At 40.6% G+C, this 21,694-nt stretch carries 17 protein-coding genes; 11 read left to right on the forward strand and 6 right to left on the reverse strand.

Features of this window, described 5'->3' with window-relative positions; all coding sequences use genetic code 11:
* Nucleotide 1: 1 nt before the first annotated feature.
* From CBM24_RS11465 to CBM24_RS11475, 3 genes are all read right to left on the reverse strand, one after another.
* Nucleotides 2–2,287: a DUF262 domain-containing protein gene (locus CBM24_RS11465; RefSeq protein WP_088161333.1), complete on the reverse strand. Its 2,286-nt coding sequence runs from the start codon at nucleotides 2,285–2,287 to the stop codon at nucleotides 2–4.
* Between the two features lie 31 nt (nucleotides 2,288–2,318).
* Nucleotides 2,319–3,362, reverse strand: coding sequence for a hypothetical protein (locus tag CBM24_RS11470; protein WP_088161334.1), 1,044 nt, complete (start codon nucleotides 3,360–3,362; stop codon nucleotides 2,319–2,321).
* A gap of 577 nt (nucleotides 3,363–3,939) precedes the next feature.
* Entirely contained in the window at nucleotides 3,940–4,614 is a 675-nt protein-coding gene (locus CBM24_RS11475; RefSeq protein WP_088161335.1) for a hypothetical protein, read from the reverse strand.
* 938 nt (nucleotides 4,615–5,552) lie between these two features.
* On the opposite strand from CBM24_RS11475, the gene CBM24_RS11480 reads away from it, so the two are divergent.
* The 4 genes from CBM24_RS11480 to CBM24_RS11495 are packed head-to-tail and all read left to right on the forward strand — an operon-like array spanning nucleotide 5,553 to nucleotide 12,017.
* Entirely contained in the window at nucleotides 5,553–5,939 is a 387-nt protein-coding gene (locus CBM24_RS11480) for a hypothetical protein (RefSeq protein ID WP_198386097.1), read from the forward strand.
* Nucleotides 5,940–5,955: 16 nt separating this feature from the next.
* A complete protein-coding gene (locus CBM24_RS11485; RefSeq protein WP_088161337.1) occupies nucleotides 5,956–9,432 on the forward strand; it encodes a SusC/RagA family TonB-linked outer membrane protein in 3,477 nt (1,158 codons plus the stop codon).
* Between the two features lie 19 nt (nucleotides 9,433–9,451).
* Complete coding sequence (locus tag CBM24_RS11490) at nucleotides 9,452–10,813, forward strand: RagB/SusD family nutrient uptake outer membrane protein (protein ID WP_088161338.1); 1,362 nt, start codon at nucleotides 9,452–9,454, stop codon at nucleotides 10,811–10,813.
* A 1-nt stretch (nucleotide 10,814) separates the two neighbouring features.
* Nucleotides 10,815–12,017: a TlpA family protein disulfide reductase gene (locus tag CBM24_RS11495; RefSeq protein WP_088161339.1), complete on the forward strand. Its 1,203-nt coding sequence runs from the start codon at nucleotides 10,815–10,817 to the stop codon at nucleotides 12,015–12,017.
* Between the two features lie 59 nt (nucleotides 12,018–12,076).
* Here CBM24_RS11495 and CBM24_RS11500 read toward each other — a convergent pair whose 3' ends face one another.
* The 3 genes from CBM24_RS11500 to CBM24_RS11510 all read right to left on the reverse strand — a co-directional run bounded on the left by CBM24_RS11500 (nucleotide 12,077) and on the right by CBM24_RS11510 (nucleotide 14,258).
* Entirely contained in the window at nucleotides 12,077–12,298 is a 222-nt protein-coding gene (locus tag CBM24_RS11500) for a hypothetical protein (RefSeq protein ID WP_088161340.1), read from the reverse strand.
* 496 nt (nucleotides 12,299–12,794) lie between these two features.
* Nucleotides 12,795–13,805, reverse strand: coding sequence for a helix-turn-helix domain-containing protein (locus CBM24_RS11505; protein ID WP_088161341.1), 1,011 nt, complete (start codon nucleotides 13,803–13,805; stop codon nucleotides 12,795–12,797).
* 51 nt (nucleotides 13,806–13,856) lie between these two features.
* Nucleotides 13,857–14,258, reverse strand: coding sequence for a hypothetical protein (locus CBM24_RS11510; RefSeq protein ID WP_088161342.1), 402 nt, complete (start codon nucleotides 14,256–14,258; stop codon nucleotides 13,857–13,859).
* A 317-nt stretch (nucleotides 14,259–14,575) separates the two neighbouring features.
* On the opposite strand from CBM24_RS11510, the gene CBM24_RS11515 reads away from it, so the two are divergent.
* From CBM24_RS11515 to CBM24_RS11545, 7 genes are all read left to right on the forward strand, one after another.
* On the forward strand, nucleotides 14,576–15,640 hold the full coding sequence (locus tag CBM24_RS11515; RefSeq protein ID WP_232475763.1) for a hypothetical protein: 1,065 nt from the start codon (nucleotides 14,576–14,578) through the stop codon (nucleotides 15,638–15,640).
* Nucleotide 15,641: 1 nt separating this feature from the next.
* Nucleotides 15,642–16,049 (forward strand): helix-turn-helix transcriptional regulator, encoded by a 408-nt coding sequence (locus tag CBM24_RS11520; protein ID WP_157698441.1) that lies wholly within the window; start codon nucleotides 15,642–15,644, stop codon nucleotides 16,047–16,049.
* Between the two features lie 490 nt (nucleotides 16,050–16,539).
* Nucleotides 16,540–17,184 (forward strand): DUF6266 family protein, encoded by a 645-nt coding sequence (locus CBM24_RS11525; RefSeq protein WP_088161345.1) that lies wholly within the window; start codon nucleotides 16,540–16,542, stop codon nucleotides 17,182–17,184.
* Between the two features lie 2 nt (nucleotides 17,185–17,186).
* Nucleotides 17,187–17,591, forward strand: a complete 405-nt coding sequence (locus tag CBM24_RS11530; RefSeq protein WP_088161346.1) for a DUF5675 family protein — start codon at nucleotides 17,187–17,189, stop codon at nucleotides 17,589–17,591.
* A 156-nt stretch (nucleotides 17,592–17,747) separates the two neighbouring features.
* On the forward strand, nucleotides 17,748–18,032 hold the full coding sequence (locus tag CBM24_RS11535; protein WP_088161347.1) for a hypothetical protein: 285 nt from the start codon (nucleotides 17,748–17,750) through the stop codon (nucleotides 18,030–18,032).
* Between the two features lie 386 nt (nucleotides 18,033–18,418).
* Entirely contained in the window at nucleotides 18,419–20,059 is a 1,641-nt protein-coding gene (locus tag CBM24_RS11540; protein WP_198386098.1) for a DUF6377 domain-containing protein, read from the forward strand.
* Between the two features lie 225 nt (nucleotides 20,060–20,284).
* Complete coding sequence (locus CBM24_RS11545) at nucleotides 20,285–21,694, forward strand: SGNH/GDSL hydrolase family protein (RefSeq protein ID WP_088161348.1); 1,410 nt, start codon at nucleotides 20,285–20,287, stop codon at nucleotides 21,692–21,694.

Consider the following 21,694-nt stretch of genomic DNA (forward strand, 5'->3'; position numbering starts at 1 on the left):
GTTACTCTAACCAACCAATTACTCTATCCCAAAGTGCATCTAATGTTTTTCTAGATCTAGCTTTAACGATAGCCGCATCCCATTCTTGTTCAGGAGGGAAAATTAATAACGGCCTTATATGAGCTGCATGTTTTGCTTTCTGAAGTATTTCAAGACTTCCTTCTTTTAAAGGAATACCATCGGCCTTTGCTTTGTTCGTTAGCTCGATCAAACGATCTGGATCCGTTTCTCCGAGGTGTTTATAGTAAATTAACTTTTCTTTCCATCCCTTATTACTAGCGCTAGTATTGACGCCTCTTGGTAATAAAGTCAGATTACCAAGATTATTGTAGAGTTCATCTTCTTCGTAAAGGCTAGCACTCCAATCTCCCTTATTTGTTTTAGGTGCAATATGTTCAATCGAGTCAAGCTCTTCACTGATCCATTTTTCAAGTCTTAAGTAGTTAATTGTACCTTCTGTTGATTTTTTGAATAATCCCGGATTATCACTATCAGGAATGGTATCGTGGGCCGCGTTGAATAAAGCAAATTTCGAAACACTATAAGACGTATTATAACCGCAGTATAAGCTTGCTTTTGCTAACCAATCCTCTTTGTCTTTAGGTAAAATATTTCTGAAGTACTGCTTTATTTTAGATACATCGAAAGAATCTTTATCTAACCAAGTATGACTTTCAATCTCTAGTTTTAAAGAACCTCGGAAATAGGTACGATATGCGTCATCAAGTCCAGAATTAGATTGATTTGCTCTCCAGATTATGTAAAAAGCCGAAACTGCTTTTATTACCGCTATAAAATTTGAAGCTGAATTCGGTTCTCCTTCAACTAGCTTGTTATAGAAAGTGCCCAAAAAGGTGATAGCCATTTTATGATTACTTTCTTTAAGAAACAAAAGTAATAGGGATGCCAAATCTCCATCAGTGCTATTCCCAAGTATGGCTAACGGTGTGTTGTCTTTACCTTTATATTTATTCCATACGTCGTCGTAGAACTCAGTATAGTTACCAAAATATTTAATAAACTCTGTTTTATCCGCAATAGCATGGAGTTGCCCATAGATAGCTGCAAGCCATTTGCGCTGAGCACTAAAGTGGGTAGCTAGCCTTCTGCCTTCAACAGGCAGAGCAAAAGAAGTTAGTAGCTCGTTTGTTAGTTTGCTTTTTTGAGCCGCACTTGATAAATTTTCAAATGCTCTTTCGATTTTCGTGAAGTATTCATTTTCAGGCGAGTCTTTAAAATCTGTAATCGCCTGTACGACTACAGGCTTGAATGTTTCAATTGCCGTCAATGGGGTACCTGTCGCATTCAAAGATTGAAACATATCGAATGCCCAATCATCATTAGCTGGTTTTATGATAGTAAAACAGCAACGGTCTAGCAAATAGTGACATACAGAAAACGTTTGTATCAAAGAAGATAGATGATAAGAAAAAGTATTCTTATCCGTGATATCTCCAATCTCCAATATCTCTCTTAATACAGGACGTTCATATTGCCAAAGATTATCTTCATCTATTTTTTCAAAGATAGATTTAGCATCACAAAATTCAGAGTTATCCAAGTGTGCTAATGCAACCCGCTTAGTTAACCAAGCATAAATATCTTTAAGATTTCTCCCGGCATTGGACTGTTTGTCAAATGAAGGCATATCTCCATTGTTAAAGAAATGCTCAATAAAAGCAGATAGATAGCTAGCAATTTGGGATAGATAACTCTCATTCTGATTTTCACGCATTACCCATTTGTCAAGGTTGCCACGAATTATTTTCGGCTTTATTGATGGATTACCTCTGTTTAGGTCGACACCAAATACGTTCTGTAGCTTCTTTTTCCAATCTTTACAAGCCTCTTTGATTTCGGATACAATCTCGTCTTTCTCGTATGGGTTTTCCAGTTTCTTTGCAGCTTTTTCAAGACGTTCTTCTATAACAGTGATTTGTTTATAAAGTAGTGTCGCTATAAGAGAAATAGTCGAAAGTCGTTGCTGTCCATCAATAACTTTTTCAATAGCAGGGGGCAGAGCCTTGGTATCCTGTGGTTGAATATTATTTTTATCGGATTCAGTAACAGTAATAATAGTACCCAAGAAGCGGATTTGATTTTCTGTACTATCATCAGATAAGTCTTCTATGCCTTTGGATATATCTTCTAATAACTGTTCAATATTTGAAGAGTCCCAGCTGTATTCACGTTGGTAAAGCGGTATGTAAAAACCAACCCCCGGCTGTACAAAGTATTCGTAAATACTCCTGTTTTCTGTATTAAATGCTTTATCTATGTTGATCATTTTTCTGACTATTAAGATTTTTCTTTCAGCTTTACGCGAGGTTAAATAAATCTATTATATAGGCACCGAAAACTTTGTTCACTAAATCAATATCGTCAATGCTTTTTGTTCTTGAGATCCTAAATTCATTGTCAATTTTTTCAGCGTGGAAAATCTGGTTTCTAATGGCATAGCCGAACCTTCCGGTTAAAAAAAAGGTTAACTCTATATTGTTTTTGGTCGTAGTATTATTAGAAATATGATTATCTAAGGATGTTATTTCTGCAATCGACAAAAAATCTTTTTGTATACCATAGTTTCTATCTTTTATAGAGTCTAGAATACGATTATCTGTATATCTATTAATGAATCCAATAAATTCGGCAGTCTTGCTATTTGTAGGGAAATCTTTCAATATAAATGATCTTATAGATAGTCTTTTTATCTCACCTTTAGATATATCGTTTGTGGTTTTATCTGAAAAGACCATCTTGTTTACATGAGTCATTGAAAATGCTCTAAGATCCCGGAGAGCCTCTTTATCTTGTTGTTTTCCAGTGATGCTCTTATATAAAGCATTAAACGACTTCCAATACTTCTCAAATTTCACATAGGATTTATCTTTTACATAACCAATAAAATAGTGAGATAGACTATTCCTTAAAGAGTATGATTTTGGCGTCTCTTCAAGGATAAAATCTAATTGATTTGCATCGATTTTATATAATAAAGTCCTATTATCACTGAAAACCTGTAGAATATCGTCTTTTTCTAATTCGTAATTTTCTAAGATGCCCTTTGAGGCAGATCTAGATACGGTTATTGTAAGTATTTTACATAGTGAGCTCGTTATTCCATAATAATACAATAGCGATTTAATAATTTGATTATTCAAACTGCTATTATTATTGTAAAAAATATCTTGTAATTTGATTTTTGAAGATCTTTTACAAATTAATATGATTTCATTATTTTTTATTTGAAAGCTATCTGTATAAGATTTGCTTCCTATATAAGGAATTGTTTTATTGACCTTAATTTCGGAAACACTATCTAGCAATATTCTTATTTCGTAATTATTACCTCTTATATTCATTATTCTGTTTTGCGTAAAATATCACTCATATTATCTGTTATTATTCTTGTACTACTCATCATCAATTTTAAAGAGATGCGACTGATGTCTATCTTTATTCTGTTTATCCACTGCTACTTCGTAAATGCAAAGTATATCATATAGAGTCATCTAAATATCTCATGTAATACTGCCTCTACATTATCTCTTCGTTAAGATTCTAAGAGGTGAGCACTAAGAGGATTGCGTAATGATCTGTGTGGTGGTATTAGTCACTCCCTTTCCATATGCTACTGTAATCAGTGAGAGAAAAAATAGGGCTATGGCTAGTTTCTTCATATTAAATTATCTCTAGCGGTATTCCGTTTTTATCATTTGATTCTCTGATAGTGGAAGCTATTTTTTTTAAGGCCTGATTTTGTTCGCGAATAGCGGCATTATGGTCATTTTTAGCTGACAAATATTTTCTAATAGAGCCAATAGAACTCTATAAAGTCCATATAATACTATCGCTAAGAAGCTACCCCAGATCATATACATGAATATAATTTCTATTGAAAACATAATTTAATTAAGGTTTTATCTATATAATTGGTCTTTATTCTTTATTTGACCTCTCTTCGAATTCTTTAAAACTTTCAAACCAATAATTTCCGAGAACCTTAATTGATTCTTTTAGTTCTGTGGTTGGAATACTCGCTTTCATTTTGTAAAAAAATGGTTTAGCTCCAGCCTTTTTTTTCTTTCCATCTTTCTCTTCAATTTTTTCCGTTGTCTTTTCTACATACTTAGAAAACGATTTTGCAAGTCGGTCGCCTACTAAAGTTGTTGTAAAAATTGTATCAGAATCAACTGCGTTAATCTGCATAGCAATTTTTTCTGTCAAAAATTTCTCGTTAACTTTTAAGAAGGAGAGTGCAACTGCAATTTTATCATTTATAGTGGTCGAATTCTTTGATTCCGGGGTATAAGTTCCTTTTTCTTTTCTAAAAGCTATTCTTCGTTGAGTTCGTTCTGGCAATTCATCGAATTCTGGCATTTTTTGTTTGGGATTTGAAAATTGATAATGCTGCATATTGAATGCCTGAGCAATTGCTTGCATACGTTCCAATTCTAAACTACCTTTTAGAGTTATTAGATTTTCGATGTTAATCCTATTAGTAAAAGCAAGAAATGCTATGTCTATAGCTTCCAATCCAAACTTTTCCATATACCTTAAAAGGATAAGGACAAACTCTGCAAGACAACTATTTGGCTTTTTATTTCCGTTCATTTTAATTAATCGAAAAATTTGAATTTTATATATTTATTTTATATCTTTGTTTATACTATTACGACAGGTAGGAGAGGTTCGCCCTCAGCCTAACGATTGTCACTCGTGAGCGAAAGCCGCCAAAAATTCCACATGAGTTGACACGGAGTTCGTATTCTATTGAGTTTTTGTATATTCGTACATAATTCAGTAGAGCGAACTTCTTGTAAGACTTTGTGGAGCTTAAGTTTCGACTTAAGTAGGTTGCTTGGCGGCGCCACGCTCAAAGCTTTGAAGTTCGCTCTATTGGTTTTAGCCAATTTAGTATATTCAAGCCTCTCGGGTGTCACATCGTTTTATAAACATTATGATTATGACAAAACGAGTTAAAACCACCAAGCAAAACCACCCAGACACGATCCAGGATCGAAGTCCTCGGTTTGCACACACTATTCCCATAAAGAACTCTATCCGCGCGCCAGGATAGATTATTAAATCATTAAAAACCAAAACAGGAGAGGGCTGCTATCGCAGGTTTGTAACATGCCGATAGGATACAAATAAGTACTCCCTTATAAAAGGTTTTCCGATCTGTCTGTTTTACAACATTCCCTTTAGATCAGGTTAATAATAGATTTAATTGCTCTATTTAAGCGTGAACAACTTAAAATTAGCATTTAAAATTTATTGTTCCAAACAAATCAAAGGAATTTAAGCATAGTTTTCTATTGCTTACAGATCGGTTTTTTATCTTTCCCGACAGGAAGCGCCATAATGTCCCCCTAATCAATGCTTTGTAACTGCCTCTGGGCGCTTTGCGGGATTTTGTTAATTCTTAATTTGTGAAACCTGCAAGGACTGTGAATTCCCTGCAATGACACCTCTTTGGAATGCAAAAATTTTGCAATAGGGGAAGCTATGCCTAATTAAAAGGAAAGGTCATAGCATAAGTCATCTTTATGAACCTTAAAATGAATCAAAAATATTCAAATGTGCTTGCCTTAGAACTAGCCATATACCAAGTACACGATCAAGATTATGATCCCACGGATAAGATTGTTGATTTTTGGAAAAAGTATGATATCCGTACCATCCAGAATACCATTTCTTTACTACTTAAGAAGTCAGCAGACCGCTGGCCTAATGAAAATCTAATAGAGCTCTGCCAAAAGCAGGTTTTCGGTTTCGATCTATTAGCTGTACTGCTTGCTTATTTCCACGTGCATAAAGACTATGTGGACATGAGCAAATTAGATTTTTCAGACGCTGAGACAACAGGTTTTAGCCTGGATGAGCTGGAGATCACCAAGCGGATCCACGAATTTTTTGGACGAATAATAGACTAACCTTACCAATAAGCAGATGACAAACAGATCAAATCTGATGTCTGCCTTATTGGATAAGGTAGCACATCTGGTGCCTATAAATGGCGCTGGAAAAAATAAATTAAAAAAAGTTCAATTCGAATGGGATAAAAAGTGCCCCTTCGATTGTATAGTATATAGCTTGAGGTGGATCATGTCGGCATGTACCCCTGTGCCGACGCCGAGGAGCGTAAAGGGAATGTTTCTTATAAGGGCAATTCTAATCATGTCCCTTATGGTTTCTATGTTTAGTTTATCGGCTCAGACGCCCCGCAAGGACAGCGGGGCGGAAGGGCTCTTAGCTATTAGCGGTACTGTCGTATCATCTACTGACGGTAAGCCGATCCAAGGTGTTTCCATCCGTGTCGAAGGTGAAAAGGGTAAGACCTCGTCTAATAAGGACGGCTCCTTTTCATTGCCAGTCGTCAATCCCAAAGGTACAGTTTCGTTCTCCCATTTGGGATTCAAGCACTTAGTCATGTCGTATACAGCTGGGGTATCAATGCATCTTAAATTGATACCACTGGAGAATCAATTGGAAGAGGTGGAGGTGGTGAGTACAGGCTACCAAAAGATTCCAAAGGAACGGGCGACGGGGAGCTTTGAATTTGTGGATAGCAAGATGCTTAACAAGCGTGTTGGTTCTACAATTATCGATCGCCTCGAAAACATGAGCAATAGTGTGCGCATAGATAAGGAGTACAGATGGTTGGATCGATCCCAATATGAGACGGTTCCTAACTACAACTTTGATATGCGTGGCAAGTCTGCGCTTCTTGGTGCTCCTTCTCGGACAATTATATTGGATAATGTCGTTTATGAAGGTGATCTGCGTGATATTAATCCCAATGATATTGAATCTGTATCCATACTCAAAGATGCGGTGGCTACATCTCTGTGGGGTATCTATGGCGGCGGCGGCGTACTGGTCTTAACAACAAAAAAGGGGGCTTTAAACAGTCCGACAAAACTGTCTTTTAACAGTAACCTTACCGTTCAGAAAAGACCGGATATCTATGCCTTGCCTTTTATGAATAGCACTGATTTTATTGACTACGAAACATTTCTCTTTGATAAAGGCTATTTCAATTCAAGGTTGAATGATACGTATAGTTATGTGACAGTGAGCCCGGTCGTAAAGCTACTCGATGAGGTTAGGAAAGGTAATGTATCGGCAGTAGATGCACAGGTGCAGATCGATAAGTATAAAACGTATGATATACGTGATGATTACTCCAAATACATATACAGAAATGCAGTAAACCAACAGTATGCAGTTAATCTTTCGGGTGGCACGGATAAGGTTGCTTATAATTTTACGGCTGGATATGACAGGAATGCCAATAATAAGATAAACTCCAATAATGATCGTACAACCTTGCGGTCATCGGTTAAGGTAAAACCAATCGCTGCTTTGGAAATAACCACAGATATAAATTTTGCAAACGTCTCTGCTCATGACGCGAGCGTAGATCAAAACATTGCCTATGGCGCTTTGGATGCTGGCTCTGGAAGTGGGGCTTGGCCTTATCTTAAATTGGTAGATGCTAATGGTAATCCGATTGCAAATGATGCTGTCCCTATCAGCAGGGCTTATCGGGATACCGCCGGTAACGGAAAACTACAGGATTGGTCTTTTAATCTGCTAAATGAAGTCGACCAAAATTGGCAGAAATTAAGCTCAAAGAATCTGATGGCCACCATTGGCTTTAATTATAAGCTGAGATCGGACCTGAGGCTGCAACTGCTGTATAACTACCAGTATAACCCTGTCGAGGTAAAGGATTGGCTAGGTCTGAAATCGTTTAAAATGAGAAATCTGATCAACTATTTATCCCAATGGAATGATGTTGCTCTCCTTAAAACGCCTATCCCGGTGGGTGATAGACTGATTAATGCACATACGAATAATATAAATCAGACTGGTAGATTTCAGGTGAACTATGCTCCACAGTTTAAGGATGGAATGCATAAAATAGATGTCTTGGGCGCAGCTGAGATTAGGGAAAGACGGTTTGAAAGGGATGTCAAGACACTTTACGGCTACGATCCGTCCAATCTTAATATTATCCCAGTGGATCCCACAACGGTATTCCCCTTTTTAAATCAAAAGTTTGGCGGCGGCAATATCCCTATAGCGGATGCGTTGCAAAAGACCACGAATAGATATGTTTCTTTGCTCGCCAATGCAAATTACTCGTTTTTAGACCGGTATAATTTGTCGGCCAGTATACGCAAAGATGCTTCAAATCTCTTTGGCGTAAAGTCTAATCAAAAGTGGCAGCCGCTATGGTCTATCGGTACAGCATGGGAAATAAATAAAGAGTCTTTTATGCATGCGGCATTTATTGACCTGCTGAAATTGAGAGCATCTTATGGTTATTCTGGGCATGCGAATGCGGACTATTCTGCCCAGCCCATTATTTATTATAATGGTACAGCGCCACTGACGAATCTGCCATATGCGAGCATCACGTCACCGGCCAACCCTTCCTTGTCATGGGAAAAGATCCGTACAATCAATGTGGGCATCGACTATGGATTATTGAAAAACAGGCTGTCGGGTTCCATCGAATGGTATCAGCGCAATTCAAGAGATCTGATCAGCAGCGTACTGATAGATCCGACAGTAGGATTTGAAGCGAGCATTAAGAATGGGGGTGAACTGGTAGGTAAAGGGATAGAACTTGAGATCAACAGCGCAAACATAACGGGCCGGGTATTTCAATGGCGTTCTAGGTTGTTGCTCAATAGGAACAGGACAAAAGTCAAAAAGTATGATTACAAATTTGCTTACCCATACAACTATGTGATGCCATCGGGATCGACAAATACACAGTACCGTGAGGGGTATGATGTGGGAACTGTGTTTGCTTATCGTTCTGCTGGTCTTGATCCTGAAACTGGAGATCCGAGAGGTTATCTGGATGGTGAAATAAGCAAAAACTACAGGGGTATACTGTATGGTGGTATGGAAAATATTGTAGATGTGGGATCAGGCGTCCCACTGTATTATGGATCGCTCAGTAATGATTTTACCATCGGAAAATTCTCGCTGACAATAAATCTTCAGGCGCGGTGGGGATTTAAGTTTTTTAGGCAATCATTTAATCAACAGACCGCTGCTGAAAATAGGGCTGGTTACAAGGATTATAAAGACCGTTGGCAGCAACCCGGTGACGAATTACATACCAATGTCCCGTCGCTCAAATATCCGATAGATATCTTTCGCGGCAGATTCAGTAGTGGATCTACGGATTGGATAGTCAATGGTGGGAATATTCGTATGCAGGATATTTTGATTTCATACCGATTGGGAAGCTTTAAGCATATCAAAGACCTATCCATCTATGGCTTTGTCAAAAACATGAATGTCATTTTGTGGCGTGAAAATAAGGTAGGGATAGATCCGGAATATAGGGATGCCATACCCTTTCCACTTTCGGTATCCTTTGGAGTAAATATGGGCTTGTAGAATTTAACATGATTGAATTATGATAACGAGATATTATTTTTTACTTATAATCTTTTATAGCGTTACGCTATTAAGCGCTTGCAATTCTTTTTTGGATGATAAGCCCAATCAGAAAATGGCGGTGCCAAGTACCCTCAAAGATTGCGATGCGCTATTGGACGACTATTTTACGATGAACAACAGTTATCCAGTTGCCGGAGAGGTGGGGGCTGACAACTATTATCTGACTACGCAGGCTTTTGAGGCAATTAGTCTCAATAGCGAAAGAGATATGTATTTGTGGCAGGCGGATGCCGATATTCCTGTCGAAAACTGGACCGCTGGTTATAAGGTGATTTTTAATGCAAATCAGGTGTTGGATGTATTAGAAAACATTGACAGGGCAGTAGATCCAATAAATTATGACCGGATCAAAGGTGAGGCGCTGTTTTTTAGGGCGTATGCTTATATGCAATTGGCAGATGTATTTACATTGCCCTATAGCAAGAGTTCGTCTAGTACTGATCTTGGGATTGTCCTTCGGGAGACGGCAACCGTAGATGAAATCTCCAGACGGGCATCGTTGGCGGAGACCTATCAGAAAATTGCTGATGACTTAACAGAGAGTGCAAAATTGCTTCCTGCGCATTCTAATTATAAGACTCGGCCCACAAGTGTAGCTTCGTATGCCGCACTTTCCAGATTGGGGCTCGTCATCCAAAATTATGATATGGTGATTGCAGCAGCCGAAAAAGTATTGGAACAGAAACCTGTCCTGATAGATTATAACACGTTAAATACAAACGCGGCTAGACCTTTCCAGCGTTTCAACAGTGAAACATTATTCTATGCGATTACATTGACCTCGTCATGCCTTGATCCTTATACTTCGTTTGTTGACAGTTCGCTTTACGATATGTATGGTTCTGCTGACCTCAGAAAATCGCTTTACTTTAAAGATACGGGCTCCGAAGTCACTTTCAAGGCCAAATATGATGGCGAGAATAATTATACATCTTTTGCTGGGATTGTTCTTGATGAGGTGTACCTGAACTTGGCAGAAGGATATAGTGAACGTGATAATATCGACCAGGCAATGAAATATTTAAACCAGCTGATGCTTACCCGTTTCAAAACAGGTGAATTTGTGCCTTTTACCGCGACAAATAAAACGCAAGCATTGGCGATTATTCTTGCAGAACGTAGAAAATCATTGATCATGCGCAATCTAAGGTGGATGGATCTTAAGAGGCTCAACCTGAAAGATGCTCATGCAAAGTCGCTCTCAAGAAAGATTGGTGAAAATACATACCAACTGGCTCCTAATGACTTAAGATATGCCTTTCTCATTCCATCGGGAGTTATCGGAATGGCACCCACTATTAACCAAAACAAAAGATAAGATGAATTTTTTAAGAGCAATTGCTTTTTTATGGATATGTATTCCATATATAGTTTTAGGTCAGGTAAGACCGTTGAAAATTGGTGATACAGTTGATTTTAAAGAGCCCTTGGCTGTTATCAATTGGAGGGACAGTACATTGCGTTTGGATAATGTAAACAAAGACCTGATCATTCTTGATTTCTTTACAACCTCCTGTACGAGTTGCATAGAGGCGATGCCAAAAAATAATAAACTGCAACAGATGTTTGCCGAGAGACTACAGATTATACCTGTAGGGATAGAGTCGAAAGAGCGGATAGAGAAATTGTTAGCGGAGAATAGGTATATGAAGGATCTCAAATTACCTTTGGTGGTGGAAGACAAGGTCTTGACCAAGATCTTTCCACATCAGGGAGTCCCTCATGTTGTATGGATATATAAGGGTAGGGTGGCGGCCATCACTGCTGGTGATATGATGACTGATAAAAATATAAAAGATTTGCTTGGTGGAAACGATATACATCGTTGGCCAATGAAGGATGATTTTTATGATGATCATGAAAGGGATTCTCTTAACTTTTCATCTGGCCTATATAGCCGCTTGCTTCCATACGTCAACGGTGCTCCTTTAAATTATCAAGTTGATACAATTGGCAATCAGGTGAGGTATAGGATGACCAATGCAACCGCAGTATCTGCTTTTTTATACCTCTATAGCCAGATACAACAGCTTCCATTGATGAAAAAGGAACGTATAAAGCTGGATGTAAATAATTTATATGAATTTGAGAACCTGGATTCTATTCCAGAGTCCATTTGGATGCAAAAAAATGCATTTACTTATGAATCGACATGGCCATTATTAATGGATCATCAAGATCGTATACAGGCTGTTATTAAGGATTTAAGCAATAGGTTGGATCTGAATGTTGATTTGACTCCACAAAAATCAGCTATTTGGCTGGTGAAGAGTGGAAAGTCAGGAAATGATAAATTGCAAAATGGGAAATCTCCGACTGACTTGAAAACTTGGATCACTATGCTGGAAATTTTTAATACTTCGTTTCCTCCGATTGAAATAGACAAGGGGCTTTCCGATCAAGTAATTTCTACAGATGCGGTGAACGACTTTGAAAGTCTCAAAAAGGTGTTGAAAGGTAATGGGCTGGATATAAAGAAGACAGAGAGGGAAATACTGTCTCTCGTGATTCGTTCTCACTAAAATATCAAAAGGCCGAAGATTTTTCTTCGGCCTTGATTTTGTTAAATTATGGCCTTGAGTTAAGGCTTTAATTTAACATTTGTTGAGCTTGTGCGTGTATTCAATGCAGTTACCATTTCGCTTAATAAAGCTTGGTTGATAACTGGTTGTCCTCCTGAATTTGCCGCTTCAATCGTACAGATTTGGTTATTTCCCAAACACGAAGGCGGAGTGGAGCCAACAGGTGAATAACTTGCTGGATCAGCAGGATGAGACGCATCGATAATTTCAAATAAAGCCATGTTGCAAAATTTTAAATTAATCAATTCTTGTTAATTAATCAGCTACACCCAAGATGTATCTGGTTTCACAGATTCTGCCGGGCTGACCGAAACGCCGTACTGGGCCAGTCCTTTTTGAATAAATGCTATATCGTACCGACACACGGGAATGTGGTAAACCTGCGTCCATGCCGGTCACGTACAGGGCCGGCACAGCAGCAGGTCGTTGACCGCAGGAGGTTTATCTTTGCCAAGCCGGAGTACTTTCGCTGCACCAATTGTGAAGGCCATTGCCGATGCGGGGTTCTCAAATCCGCGGCAAATGGTTGCTCGTTTAAAGAATGCATCCTGACTCGTCCTGTACGCTTTATATGCTCTTGCTTGATCATACTTTTCTGTTTATAAATTCACCCAGTCCTAGGGGTATTTGGTTCACTGATTCAAAAATAGATACAGCTGGATTGCAAAATTTGACACAGTCCGTTGGATGATTTGACAAAACCCGCGAATCTACTTGCTAACTACCGTCTTTTGGGGGGCGCATTTGATATTGGAACTTTTTTGGAGACAGCCCGCTCTCACTTTTGAAAAACCGGCTGAAACTTGAAATTTGGCCAAAGCCACATAAGTCTGACACAAGATGTACGCGTAAATCCTGACACAGCAAGTGTTTTGCCTTTTTTAGCAATTCTCGATTACGGTGGTGCAGTAGGGTTTCTCCATAGCGTTGCATATGGTATCTATTGAGCTGATCTTCTTGTATATGCAGGCTGTCAGCGATATCTTTTATCCATGTCATTTCCTCGGTTTCAGCAATGCGCTTACTGATCAGTTCCCGCGCCTGTTCGACCAAAAGATCCTGGTGGCTCAGCAGCCCTGCGGCTTTCAATAGCTTATTTTTGCTCAAAAGGAGCAGATCCTGAATCGTATGGAGGATGATGCTTTTAGGGATCAGGGGCTTTTTATTGAGCTCTTCCGTAAGTTCGGAGAATGTCCGTCGTGTTTGCTCCATCGCCGCAAAATCAAGACTGACACGGTACTGTGCGAGTTTGCCTTTGTGTGCAGCGATAAGGCTGGCTAGATACTCAAAGCCAGGCACACCACCGATGTGCAGCAGATCTAGGGGGAGGGTAAATCCTTGAATATGATACTTTCCAGGTTCGAATTTTAGCGCAATTATTGTCTCCGGAGCATAAAAAAATGCGCCATGTTTGGGACGAAAAATAAATTCGGCATTGACTTGCGGCTGGCTGTATTGGATCGGCGTACGCCCAGCGAGATGGTAGAGCAGGTGTGTCTGCGGGCTGCGTATGTCAAAGCGAATTGTTGTTGCACTGCTCACCTCGAGCTGATAGCAATAGCTCTCCAGATTTCCTGTCTCTAGATACTCCTCAAAGATGCTAATTTGTTGATTGCAAAGCAGTCTGGTTCGGCTATCGGGTAGCCGCTGATGAAAGGATTTTGTGAGCGTACTCTTGCTCACAAAATCCATTTCTGCTTCTATCAACCTGAATGATTCGGTCTGCATATAGCTGTTAATTTTGGGGAATATGCCACGTCTGTTTCGGGGAAACGTGGATCAGCTACGTGCTGCATTCCGATAAACAATGCGGATAGAAAAATAACCTGTCGGCAACAAGCTGTTCGCAACAGGTAAATCACTGGATGAATTGTATCGTGAAAGGATGATATCCTTTGGTGTGTCTTCTTCTTCATCGACCGAACTGCTGTTCTTTTGGAAGTCAACGGCCAGTCCGTTGTTCCAGCTGTCGGCAATCCCAATGCTAAGCTCGGTTTTGAGTGCCGTAGACATATTGTTCAGATATTGGATCTGGCTGGGGCGCAGATCAAAATAGGTCAGCATAAAGCCAGCGAGGTCACTCATGACAAAGTTGATCATCGCAAGACGATCGGCATGGAGTGTGGCCAATACAAACTGTTGCAGGTCGTTAACACCCGCTTGGTCAAATGTTCTTTTCATATTTTTGCTATTTCGTAAAACCACAAATAAATCGGCTAAAACCACGGAAAGCAAGTGTTTGGAACAGATATGACAGCTTTCCGTAAATTTTGACGGAATGTTTCAGGGGGAAAATAAGTGTTATTTAAAAGAAATTTTGTAAATTTGAGATAAGTATTTTTTTAAGCCAATCGCCTAACTAATTTGTAACCAGTATGCCGTCGGGTAAATTAAATAAAAATAAAAGGTTGTTTTCGTATTTATTAAAAATTGTGAGCGTCCGATGGATCCGAATATTCTATTATCCGCTTTACATTTTCTTTTGCTTTATCATTGCTTTGATCATAAATCTGGGTTCTGCTGGTAGTAAAGTGGTTGAACGTGTCCATAACAAACGCTTTATGGCTGTATGGATAGGTACGGTTTTGCTGCTGCTGGTCTACGCCTTGCTGATCAGCTATATGCATACAGTTCTGGTCCTTCGGAAACGGTTTGGTAGGAACGGTAAGCTTAATTTTATGATTTATCTGCTGTGCTCAATTTGCGTTGTACTGGCTCTTCATGGAGTTGTACTCGAAGTATTGCTACCGGATAGGCCGGGATTAATCGTGCTTTCGAGATGGTATCTGACAACCGATTTTTTGTTTTTCTTTCCGATAGTGATCGCATATATACTTTTTGTGTACCGTTTTCCGAAATGGGTATTGCTGGATTGGCAATCCCTTGGTCTGCTGACGGTTCATTTACCCGAGTCTAAAACTCGTCTCGATAGACGTCCATCACCACTTCTGTTAGACATCGGATCCGGAATGCGTGAAAATCTAGCTGTCCGTGAAAATACGACTGACCAGCTGGAAAGGAGTTCACGGCAACTCTCCTGGAATAACGCCCAGACAGCAACGATGGATCTCTCGTCTTTGACAAAAGCAGAATCACAGGCTGTGCTGCTCAGCCTATGGCAACGCAATCGGGATCGGCTGGCACTGATGGTATATCTCTTGCGCAAATGGGAGGGTGAAGAACCGATAGGAGGTAAAACGATAAAATGCCTAAACGCGGTGATCATCTATAAAGAACAACGTACGGCAGATGTCTATCTGCATGATGGCAAGTTTTGTCGGATAGACGTAACGACCAAAGTGCTGCGTGAAAATCCCTGGTTGGTCAAAATACGGGCAAAAGTGTATGTTAATATGCTCTTTTTTCGCGTGCCCGTAAATCGGCCCACCATGTTGGAGCTCAACGCTGAAATAAAACAGAAACTACATAGATTGTTGCCGGAGGAAAAACTCAAAATTCTGGTTACGCCTTCGCGTGAACTACGCAACAACATCAATAATTTTTGGGGAATAATAGATACGCTAGATGAAAACAAATTGGAAGAGGAATTTAATCTGGCTTAAAATGGATGTATTGTTTAACGCTGTGGTGATGGAGCCCCTGCACAATGCCCATTGTGCAAAGCGGCTTGTTTCGGCGACCAGCATGTCTAATTGCATGGTTATGTTAAATTTACTGAATCGCATATGTGACCTTTTGGAGGTCATAACCTCCTTACTGAAAGCGATATTGAAGCATATAACGGAAGAAATGAATAAGATTCCGGCTGAAACATTGGATACAGCCGACGGACTGGATCATATGCTCGATATCGCTCATGTACTCGATAAATTGGGTATTTCAGAATCGAAGTATTACCGGCTGGTCCGTGAAGGAAAGCTCAGGCCGAGGAAGCTGGGCAAGCGGCACTATTATTACCTGTCGGATTTACACCAGCAACTGGAAGAAAGCAGGCGGAAGGGGCGGATATAGCGAGTTGTCAAAGAGGGGCCTTTTCGGCTCCTTTTTAATTTTCAGAGAGCCGGCAAACACAAGGTCTTTCACGTCGGTATGGTTCGGCAGAGGTTCGGGAACTTTGTGGCTTTCCTTCGGCTCTGCTCCGACACAGCTAGGGGACATGTTCGACGCTCCTTCGGGCGAGCTTCGGCAACTCTTCGACTTGGCTTCGACTCCCAGCCGAGCAGCACCCGAACAATACCCGAACAGCAGCCGAGGCTGTGTCGAAGCTGTCTGCAATCTGTGCCGAATACCTCCCGAAGGCAATCCCATAACTACCCAAAGGACAGCCGAGCATCTGCCTATTTGTTAAAGTTGACAGGCAATGACAGCACTGCCTGCCGTATAATATCATTCCCTGTACTTGTTCGCCTACAAAAAAAAGTCGCCTTAATTTAGCTCTCGCTAGCAAAACAAAGACTGCTCATGACAGTCGTAATTATTTATTAATCAAACATGTATAAACATGGCAAGATTCTTAAAAGGTATACACGGGGCCTACTCTGGGAAAGTGGGAAGTGTAATAGGAAGCAGTTGGAGAGGTGTGGATTATGTCCGCTCGCTCTCCAAGATTACAAACAAAAAAGCGAGTGAAGGACAGGTCGCACAGCGTACAAAATTCGCAACGGCAGTAGCTTTTCTTTCTCCGATCAAGGATTTACTCAACCTGGGCTATTCGGACAAATTGCAGGGCAAAGCTACAGGATACAACAAGGCGCTGCAATATCTCATGAACTATGGGGGCATCAAAGGCACTTACCCAGCATGGGAAATAGATTATGGGAAGGTGCTTATTTCCAAGGGCTCATTAGCAAATCTGATGGGTGCCGAATGGTCAGAAGCTTTTCCGCAGGAGATCACGTTGACATGGGAGGCGGAGCTCAATAAGTTTAACGCTTTCGCTGGTGATTCGGTTATTCTGTTGATGTACAACAGCAACAAGAATTTCTTCAGTATCCTAGAGTCTGCGACTCGCGAAGAAGCAAGCCTGAGTTTCAAGCTACCTGCCAGCTACTCGGGTGACACGCTGGAAGGTTGGGTATTTACCGGTCATGAGGATGGTGTCAAGACCTCTCCGAGTTTCTATCTGGGCAAACTATCCATTAGCTAAATATGGCTATTCAACACACTCTGCTGCTCCAACGCAAATATGGAGCACAGGGAACCAACGGTACCATTACGTATCAGGGTGAAGAAATCTGTCATACCATCGAGCTGCCCGACAGAAATAACATTCCGCGGATAAGCTGTATTCCATTAGGTCGGTACAAGCTGGAGAAACGGCGTTACCCCAAGCATGGCGAACAGATCGGCATCCCGATGGTGCTCGGCCGTGAAGCAATTCTGATCCATGCCGCCAACAATGCTTTGAAAGAGCTGCAGGGCTGCATTGCCCCGGTAACGGTACTAACGGGTGAAGGGAGAGGAGATTACAGCGGCAAGGCCTTGGCAAAACTTAAAGCACTGGTGTACAGTCTTTGGGATCAGGATGCAGAAGTGTATTTGAATATTCGCTAAATGAAGGGCCGGAGTAGATCATTGCTTTTTTTGTGTCATTCCACCAAAGCTTGACAGTCAGAAAGCTATATTTTCTATTCTCGGCCCTTCATATTTATCGAAACTGTTTTTGGTGATAGGATGGACGATCTGAAGCATCCTATATAAGTAAATATCATGAAAAAAATCTTAAAAAAAATAGGAAAGGTGCTGCAAGTGGTTCTTGCGGCTCCCGTTAAATGGCCCGGAAAGGCGGGTAGCATCTTGAAATATATCGCTGTGGGTCTGGGGATATTGGAAACAGTTATGGAAGAGGAGAAGTCGCCCCCTGAAAGTTCTACTGATGATGCCATTGGGCAAAAATCAAGCGACGAATCTTCCGCATTTTCGGATTCTCCGATCGAAAATTCCAAGGTGCAAAAGTTGCCCAAAGAAAGGAGCGAAGCTGATGCGATGGAATGATATTCGTATATCAGCCTTCGGGGGCACGATATGCTCCATCTGGGCCAGTATCTCGCTGGGCGATGTGCTGCAGACTGCTATGACAGCCGCTTTAGGCACCTTGATCAGTTTTGCTACAAGTAGATTATTGGCGAAGTTAGGCAAACGAAAGCGGTGAACGAATGTAATTTAGGCGTATCTACGGGTGCGCCTAACTTTTGTAAGGCTTCGACATATTGTACTGTTATCAATTTTGGTATTCGTTCGTGATCAGATAGAAAAGAATTTTTTTGCATTATTACTGGCAGGTCGGCGGCAAAATTCAGCAGTTTATGAGTAAAAGAAATAAAGTTAACGATATAAGCTTGGGTTTTTACCAATAAATTTTTGTTTATATTTGAGTGACGGTGATCAATTATAATAACCTAGTGAAAGCGAAACAACTTATTCTTCTATGCATTTTTGCGATAGCTTACTGTACACCATTACAGGCAAGCAAAATAGATTCCTTACTGCAAGTCTTGGATAAAGCTATAAATAATCGTACAGTTTATTTAGATACCAAGATTCGTCAGATTGATTCAATCAAAGATCGGTTGAGAAATCACTCAGCAGCCAAAGATCGCTATGAGATCCAAAATCAGCTAATTTTTGAATATCAAACCTTAAACTGTGATTCTTCGCTCGCCTATATCGGTCGCAATATCGCAATAGCCAAACAATTGAACGATCAGAAGCTCATGACCGAAAGCCAAGTCAAATTGGCTTTTGTTCTTTCCATCTCTGGATTGTTTACCCAGGCATGGGAGGTACTGAAGCAAATCGATTATGATGGGCTGCCTCAGCACCTCAAGGTCATCTACCACTGGAGCTGTATCCGTTATTATGAAAACTTGATCAAATATACTGACCACGATAATTACAATAGGCAGTACGAAAGCGAAATCGCCAAATCTAGGAATAGCCTCATGGGACTGCTTGATCCAAAATCGGATATGTACCTCAAGGAGAAAGCATTTAAACTCAAAGCAGCCGGTATGTTTAAAGAGTCTAGGGATATTCAGTTGCATTTATTTAAAAAGGAAAAAAGTGATACACACGGTTATGGAATGGCTGCCATGGGTCTTGCTATGATTGCTAGAGAACTCGGCGAAATGCAGCTGGTAGAAGAATATCTGATCATGGCTGCAATAACAGATGTACGCCTGGCGATTAAGGAAAACGAGTCCTTATTGACTTTGGCGATTTACTTGAACAAAAAAGGGGATGTAAACAGAGCTTTTACCTATATTCAGGCTGCCCTGGACGATGCCAATTACTACAATTCGCGCTTCCGCAATACCGTGATTGCACGTACGCAGCCTATTATCGAAGCGACCTATCTGGCCAAAATCGACCAACAACGGAAAAACCTACGTTTGTACGCGATCGTAATCAGCATATTTGCGATTATTTTGATCCTCACACTCTATTTCTTATTTAAACAGATGAGGATCGTATCCCGTGCTCGAAAGAAACTCAATATGACCAATGAGCAACTGACGCTCGTCAACCATAAACTGGACGAGGCCAACCTCGTGCGTGAACGTTATATCGGCTATTACCTCAATCAGTGTGCGGTGTACCTAGACAAATTAGATGATTTCAGGAAAAATGTGTACCGTAAAGTCAAAAGCCGTCAGCTCGAGGACCTGCAGCAACTTACCTCCTCCAATGCATCACTTGAAAAATATGCGCAAGATCTTTATACTGATTTTGACCGTACGTTTCTAGAGGTATATCCCAATTTTGTCGATGAATTTAATAGCCTGCTCCGGCCAGATGAACAGTACCAGCTGAAAAAGGATAAACTCAATACCGAGCTCCGCATTTTTGCGCTGATTCGATTGGGAATATCTGATGTGAACCAGATCGCTATATTTCTACGTTATTCGATGCAAACCATCTATAACTATAAAAGCAAAGTAAAGAGTAAGGCGATCAATGATGCTGAACATTTCGAAGAAAAAGTACGAAAACTGGGTGCAGTATCCCCAAATCAATTCTAAATCATTTACCAAAATACTTTGCTTGCTTATTTGTAAATTTTTGTTTTTCAGTGTTTTAGTTTGATTTCTGTGTTTTAATCGTTTACTAAGAGCCCTACTTGCAGCTGCAAGTAGGGCTCTTGCGTTATACATTTGTTTCCAAGGGACTGCCGATAGAACCAATACCAATTTGATAAATCTATATTTACGTTTTACCTATCGTCAACCTGATACAATTTTAATCTTATGGGAAATTATTCTAGAAAAATCTTTTTGGCAGGATTCATCGTTCTCGTCTCTTTGGGAACAGCTCTCCGGACTGTTGCACAACAAATTTCGCCTTTTAAGGATGGCGATCGCGTGGTCTTTTTGGGAAATAGTATTACAGATGGTGGGCACTACCACGCCTATATCTGGCTGTATTACCTCACACGTTTTCCAGAAATGAAATTGAAGGTGTTCAACGCCGGAATCGGGGGCGATCGCGTGGTGGATATGCTCAGAAGATTGGATGGCGACGTTTTCAGCAAGCAGCCTACGGTATTGATCACGACTTTCGGTATGAACGATTCAGGCTATTTTGAATATAACGGTGATCAGCCGGAGATTTTCGCTGATACCAAGGTAAAAGAGTCGTATGATGGGTACAAGGAAATGGAAAAAAGATACAAAGGGTTGGTCGATACCCGTCTGGTATTGCTTGGAAGCACGCCTTATGATGAAAATGTGGTGATCAAGGATAATAAGCCCTTTAAAAATAAAAATAAGGCTATGAAACGCATTGTAGATTTTCAGCGCGAATCGGCCAAAAGCAATGGCTGGGAATTCTATGATTTTAATCAGTCCATCAGCGCAATCAATGCGAATTTTCAGCAAAAGGATCCAACCTTCACTATATCGGGAAGCGACCGCGTGCACCCCGATAATAATGGGCATATGGTCATGGCTTATTTATTCTTAAAAGCACAGGGATTTGCTGGTCAAGGGGTAGCTACAGTGGGCATTGACGCATCGAAGCAACGTGTGACAGAAGCAAAGAACTGTACGGTTGAAAATGTCAAAAAAGCTGGAAATAACCTCAGTTTCGATTATCTAGCGGCGGCATTGCCTTATCCTATGGATACAGTCGCTAGAGGCTGGGGGGCTAAATATAGTCAGCACGATGCCGTTAAGATCGTCCCTTTTATGGATGAAATGAATCAGGAAGTCTTGCAGGTAAAGGGACTTAAAGGAAACTACACCTTATGGATTGACGATCAGGAAATCGGTGTATGGTCTGCTGCGGATCTCGACAAAGGGATCAATCTGGCCAATCAGACACGGACACCACAATATCAGCAGGCCTTGAAAGTGATGTTCCTCAATGAAGAACGCTGGGAGATTGAACGCCGCTTCCGTGATCTGGCCTGGGTGCAGTATAATTTTTTTCTCCCAAAAGGATTGTTGAATGCTGACAATCGCAAGGCAATCGAGGTCATGGACCAACATGTGGCCACAGACGGTTGGTTGCGTGCAAAAAGAGATCTCTATGCCAAAGCGATGTATCCTGAAGTACGCGCGGCCTGGCAAAGCCAAATTGATGATCTACAGCAGCGCATGAATGAAGTAAATCAACCTGTTAAGCGTTCTGTGCGTCTTGTGCAGCTGAAAAAATAA

The sequence above is a fragment of the Sphingobacterium sp. G1-14 genome (assembly GCF_002196555.1).
Classification (GTDB): domain Bacteria; phylum Bacteroidota; class Bacteroidia; order Sphingobacteriales; family Sphingobacteriaceae; genus Sphingobacterium; species Sphingobacterium siyangense.

What these genes read in the sequence shown, in the direction of transcription:
- CBM24_RS11465 (WP_088161333.1), bottom strand. Translation starts at nt 2,287, where the DNA reads ATGATCAACATAGATAAAGCATTTAATACAGAAAACAGGAGTATTTAC.
- CBM24_RS11470 (WP_088161334.1), bottom strand. Translation starts at nt 3,362, where the DNA reads ATGAATATAAGAGGTAATAATTACGAAATAAGAATATTGCTAGATAGT.
- CBM24_RS11475 (WP_088161335.1), bottom strand. Translation starts at nt 4,614, where the DNA reads ATGAACGGAAATAAAAAGCCAAATAGTTGTCTTGCAGAGTTTGTCCTT.
- CBM24_RS11480 (WP_198386097.1), top strand. Translation starts at nt 5,553, where the DNA reads ATGAACCTTAAAATGAATCAAAAATATTCAAATGTGCTTGCCTTAGAA.
- CBM24_RS11485 (WP_088161337.1), top strand. Translation starts at nt 5,956, where the DNA reads ATGACAAACAGATCAAATCTGATGTCTGCCTTATTGGATAAGGTAGCA.
- CBM24_RS11490 (WP_088161338.1), top strand. Translation starts at nt 9,452, where the DNA reads ATGATAACGAGATATTATTTTTTACTTATAATCTTTTATAGCGTTACG.
- CBM24_RS11495 (WP_088161339.1), top strand. Translation starts at nt 10,815, where the DNA reads ATGAATTTTTTAAGAGCAATTGCTTTTTTATGGATATGTATTCCATAT.
- CBM24_RS11500 (WP_088161340.1), bottom strand. Translation starts at nt 12,298, where the DNA reads ATGGCTTTATTTGAAATTATCGATGCGTCTCATCCTGCTGATCCAGCA.
- CBM24_RS11505 (WP_088161341.1), bottom strand. Translation starts at nt 13,805, where the DNA reads ATGCAGACCGAATCATTCAGGTTGATAGAAGCAGAAATGGATTTTGTG.
- CBM24_RS11510 (WP_088161342.1), bottom strand. Translation starts at nt 14,258, where the DNA reads ATGAAAAGAACATTTGACCAAGCGGGTGTTAACGACCTGCAACAGTTT.
- CBM24_RS11520 (WP_157698441.1), top strand. Translation starts at nt 15,642, where the DNA reads ATGGATGTATTGTTTAACGCTGTGGTGATGGAGCCCCTGCACAATGCC.
- CBM24_RS11525 (WP_088161345.1), top strand. Translation starts at nt 16,540, where the DNA reads ATGGCAAGATTCTTAAAAGGTATACACGGGGCCTACTCTGGGAAAGTG.
- CBM24_RS11530 (WP_088161346.1), top strand. Translation starts at nt 17,187, where the DNA reads ATGGCTATTCAACACACTCTGCTGCTCCAACGCAAATATGGAGCACAG.
- CBM24_RS11535 (WP_088161347.1), top strand. Translation starts at nt 17,748, where the DNA reads ATGAAAAAAATCTTAAAAAAAATAGGAAAGGTGCTGCAAGTGGTTCTT.
- CBM24_RS11545 (WP_088161348.1), top strand. Translation starts at nt 20,285, where the DNA reads ATGGGAAATTATTCTAGAAAAATCTTTTTGGCAGGATTCATCGTTCTC.